The sequence below is a fragment of the Silvimonas iriomotensis genome (genome assembly GCF_014645535.1).
Classification (GTDB): domain Bacteria; phylum Pseudomonadota; class Gammaproteobacteria; order Burkholderiales; family Chitinibacteraceae; genus Silvimonas; species Silvimonas iriomotensis.
In genome coordinates, this window is record NZ_BMLX01000012.1 from 1 (window position 1) to 5,083 (window position 5,083).

Below are 5,083 nucleotides of genomic sequence, written 5' to 3' on the forward strand. Positions count from 1 at the left end.
TATATGGGTGTCTGGCAATGTCCTACTTTCACACGGGTAATCCGCACTATCATCGGCGCTAAGTCGTTTCACGGTCCTGTTCGGGATGGGAAGGCGTGGGGCCAACTCGCTATGGTCGCCAGACGTAACTGGTTGAGTTCGTCTGTTTAACAGCTCACTCTAATCTGGAAGAAGCAATCACAAGAGCCTTTTCGTCTCTCATGTTTTTCAAATTCTGTCGTCTTTGGGGTAGATCGTAACCAAACACCCTACAACCGGGACACGCCCTCAGGTTATAGGATCAAGCCTCACGGGCAATTAGTACCAGTCAGCTTAACGCATTACTGCGCTTCCACACCTGGCCTATCAACGTTGTGGTCTTCAACGACCCTTCAGGGGAATCAAGTTCCCAGGGAAATCTCATCTTGGGGCGAGTTTCGCGCTTAGATGCTTTCAGCGCTTATCTCTTCCGCATTTAGCTACCCGGCGATACCACTGGCGTGATAACCGGTACACCAGAGATGCGTCCACTCCGGTCCTCTCGTACTAGGAGCAGCCCCCCTCAAATTTCCAGCGCCCACTGCAGATAGGGACCAAACTGTCTCACGACGTTTTGAACCCAGCTCACGTACCACTTTAAATGGCGAACAGCCATACCCTTGGGACCGGCTACAGCCCCAGGATGTGATGAGCCGACATCGAGGTGCCAAACTCCGCCGTCGATGTGAACTCTTGGGCGGAATCAGCCTGTTATCCCCGGAGTACCTTTTATCCGTTGAGCGATGGCCCTTCCATTCAGAACCACCGGATCACTATGTCCTGCTTTCGCACCTGCTCGACTTGTCAGTCTCGCAGTCAAGCCACCTTGTGCCATTACACTATCAGTACGATGTCCGACCGTACCTAGGTGACCTTCGAGCTCCTCCGTTACACTTTGGGAGGAGACCGCCCCAGTCAAACTGCCTACCATGCACGGTCCCCGATCCGGATCACGGACCAAGGTTAGAACCTCAAAGGGGTCAGGGTGGTATTTCAAGGACGGCTCCATGATGACTGGCGTCACCACTTCAAAGCCTCCCACCTATCCTACACAAACCACTTCAAAGTCCAATGCAAAGCTACAGTAAAGGTTCACGGGGTCTTTCCGTCTAGCAGCGGGGAGATTGCATCTTCACAAACACTTCAACTTCGCTGAGTCTCAGGAGGAGACAGTGTGGCCATCGTTACGCCATTCGTGCGGGTCGGAACTTACCCGACAAGGAATTTCGCTACCTTAGGACCGTTATAGTTACGGCCGCCGTTTACTGGGGCTTCGATCAAGAGCTTGCACCCCATCACTTAACCTTCCAGCACCGGGCAGGCGTCACTCCCTATACGTCGACTTTCGTCTTTGCAGAGAGCTGTGTTTTTGATAAACAGTCGCAGCCACCTTTTCACTGCAACCACTTCAGGCTCCACGAGCAAGTCGCTTCACCCTACAGTGGCACACCTTCTCCCGAAGTTACGGTGTCAATTTGCCGAGTTCCTTCTCCTGAGTTCTCTCAAGCGCCTTGGAATTCTCATCCTGCCCACCAGTGTCGGTTTGCGGTACGGTTTCGTACTGGCTGAAGCTTAGTGGCTTTTCCTGGAAGCATGGGATCAATCACTTCAGTCTCAATGAGACCTCGTTATCACGCCTCGGTGTTAACAGCAGCCCGGATTTGCCTGAGCCACCCACCTACACGCTTGAACCACCTATTCCAACAGATGGCTGACCTACCCTTCTCCGTCCCCACATCGCACCAATACAAAGTACAGGAATATTAACCTGTTTCCCATCGACTACGCTTTTCAGCCTCGCCTTAGGGGCCGACTCACCCTGCGCCGATGAACGTTGCGCAGGAAACCTTGGGCTTACGGCGAACGGGCTTTTCACCCGTTTTAACGCTACTCATGTCAGCATTCGCACTTCCGATACCTCCAGCACACTTTACAATGCACCTTCACAGGCCTACGGAACGCTCCCCTACCACGTGCAATAAATTGCACATCCGCGTCTTCGGTTACATGTTTGAGCCCCGTTACATCTTCCGCGCAGGACGACTCGACCAGTGAGCTATTACGCTTTCTTTAAATGATGGCTGCTTCTAAGCCAACATCCTGGCTGTCTGTGCCTTCCCACCTCGTTTTCCACTTAACATGTCATTTGGGACCTTAGACGGCGGTCTGGGTTGTTTCCCTCTTGACACCGGACGTTAGCACCCGATGTCTGTCTCCCAGGCTGATACTTGACGGTATTCAGAGTTTGCCATGGTTTGGTAAGTCGCGATGACCCCCTAGCCATAACAGTGCTTTACCCCCGTCAGTAATACCTGAGGCACTACCTAAATAGTTTTCGGGGAGAACCAGCTATTTCCAGGTTTGTTTAGCCTTTCACCCCTATCCACAGCTCATCCCCTAGTTTTGCAACACTAGTGGGTTCGGACCTCCAGTGCGTGTTACCGCACCTTCATCCTGGCCATGGATAGATCACCTGGTTTCGGGTCTACGCCCAGCAACTGTGCGCCCTGTTCGGACTCGGTTTCCCTGCGCCTCCCCTATGCGGTTAAGCTTGCTACTGAACGTAAGTCGCTGACCCATTATACAAAAGGTACGCAGTCACCCCATTTTCAGAGGCTCCCACTGTTTGTATGCATCCGGTTTCAGGTTCTATTTCACTCCCCTCCCGGGGTTCTTTTCGCCTTTCCCTCACGGTACTGGTTCACTATCGGTCGATCACGAGTATTTAGCCTTGGAGGATGGTCCCCCCGTCTTCGGACAGGATTTCTCGTGTCCCGCCTTACTTGTCGCATGCTCAGTACCACAGAGTCCCTTTCGTGTACGGGGCTATCACCCACTGTCGCCGGCCTTTCCATGCCGTTCCACTAAGATCTCTGCTATCACATGCAGGCTACTCCGGTTTCGCTCGCCACTACTTCCGGAATCTCGGTTGATTTCTTTTCCTCGGGGTACTTAGATGTTTCAGTTCTCCCGGTTCGCTTCACATGACCTATGTATTCAGTCATGGATACCTCAAAAGAGGTGGGTTTCCCCATTCGGACATCGACGGATCAAAGCTTGTTTGCCAGCTCCCCGTCGCTTTTCGCAGGCTACCGCGTCCTTCATCGCCTGTGATCGCCAAGGCATCCACCAGATGCACTTATTCGCTTGATCCTATAACCTCAGCTCGCGCCGACGGTTACAGGTGTTTGCTCACCACATAACCTCGGTTATGCAGCGACGATACAATCTAACCCAATATCTATTACTTCAGAATTTGAGTCTTGCTTCTTCCATTTTGTTAAAGATCGAAATACGGTGAATTCAAACGTGGTTTGAATTTCCTGGTTGAAGCAACCAGAAACAAGTCTTCTCGGTAATTCATCACCAAGAACATTTGTTTATGTGTGCTCCGGAATTGACAGCCGACTTGTGAACCACTTGCCCTCCCGTTCCACAACACCCAACCGGATCTCCGGTTTCATATTGCGGTCCGCCAGGACTGGTGGAGGTTGACGGGATCGAACCGACGACCCCCTGCTTGCAAAGCAGGTGCTCTCCCAGCTGAGCTAAACCCCCATACATACACATGCGGACTTGCTTGCGAGCCACACCAAAGAATCATTGGTGGGTCAAGCTGGAATCGAACCAGCGACCCCCGCCTTATCAAGACGGTGCTCTAACCGACTGAGCTACTGACCCAGCTCCACAAATCACATCCCGGTTCCCCGGGACGTTCTCCGTATCTCTAACCTACAGCCGATGAGTGTGGATACCTGTACAAGACTTTCTCTTGAAAGGAGGTGATCCAGCCGCAGGTTCCCCTACGGCTACCTTGTTACGACTTCACCCCAGTCATGAATCCTACCGTGGTAACCGTCCTCCCGAAGGTTAGACTGGCCACTTCTGGTAAAACCCACTCCCATGGTGTGACGGGCGGTGTGTACAAGGCCCGGGAACGTATTCACCGCGACATGCTGATCCGCGATTACTAGCGATTCCGACTTCATGCACTCGAGTTGCAGAGTGCAATCCGGACTACGATCGGTTTTAAAGGATTGGCTCCCCCTCGCGGGTTGGCTGCCCTCTGTACCGACCATTGTATGACGTGTGAAGCCCTGGTCATAAGGGCCATGAGGACTTGACGTCATCCCCACCTTCCTCCGGTTTGTCACCGGCAGTCCCACCAAAGTGCCCAACTGAATGCTGGCAACTGGTGGCAAGGGTTGCGCTCGTTGCGGGACTTAACCCAACATCTCACGACACGAGCTGACGACAGCCATGCAGCACCTGTGTTCGAGTTCCTTGCGGCACTCCCCGATCTCTCAGGGATTCTCGACATGTCAAGACCAGGTAAGGTTTTTCGCGTTGCATCGAATTAATCCACATCATCCACCGCTTGTGCGGGCCCCCGTCAATTCCTTTGAGTTTTAATCTTGCGACCGTACTCCCCAGGCGGTCTACTTCACGCGTTAGCTGCGTTACCAAGGTCCGAAAACCCCGACAACTAGTAGACATCGTTTAGGGCGTGGACTACCAGGGTATCTAATCCTGTTTGCTCCCCACGCTTTCGTGCATGAGTGTCAGTATCAGCCCAGGGGGTTGCCTTCGCCATCGGTGTTCCTCCACATCTCTACGCATTTCACTGCTACACGTGGAATTCCACCCCCCTCTGCCGTACTCTAGCGAGCCAGTCACCAATGCAGTTCCCAGGTTGAGCCCGGGGATTTCACATCGGTCTTAACAAGCCACCTGCGCACGCTTTACGCCCAGTAATTCCGATTAACGCTTGGACCCTACGTATTACCGCGGCTGCTGGCACGTAGTTAGCCGGTCCTTATTCTTCAGGTACTCTCATCCCCAGTAGATATTAGCTACAAGGATTTGCTCCCTGACAAAAGGGCTTTACAACCCGAAGGCCTTCTTCACCCACGCGGCATTGCTGGATCAGGCTTGCGCCCATTGTCCAAGATTCCCCACTGCTGCCTCCCGTAGGAGTCTGGGCCGTGTCTCAGTCCCAGTGTGGCGGGTCGTCCTCTCAGACCCGCTACGGATCGTCGCCTTGGTGAGCCTTTACCTCACCAAC

At 53.2% G+C, this 5,083-nt stretch carries 2 tRNA genes and 3 rRNA genes; all 5 read right to left on the bottom strand.

The features are described from left to right. Positions 1 to 9: 9 nt before the first annotated feature. Positions 10 to 123: ribosomal RNA gene (rrf, locus tag IEX57_RS21020) — 5S ribosomal RNA — on the bottom strand. A gap of 153 nt (positions 124 to 276) precedes the next feature. After that, positions 277 to 3,171 (bottom strand): 23S ribosomal RNA (locus IEX57_RS21025). A gap of 329 nt (positions 3,172 to 3,500) precedes the next feature. Beyond that, a tRNA-Ala gene (locus IEX57_RS21030) sits at positions 3,501 to 3,576 on the bottom strand. A 46-nt stretch (positions 3,577 to 3,622) separates the two neighbouring features. Then, positions 3,623 to 3,699: transfer RNA gene (locus IEX57_RS21035), tRNA-Ile, on the bottom strand. A 94-nt stretch (positions 3,700 to 3,793) separates the two neighbouring features. After that, positions 3,794 to 5,083, bottom strand: a 16S ribosomal RNA gene (locus tag IEX57_RS21040); the annotation flags it as partial.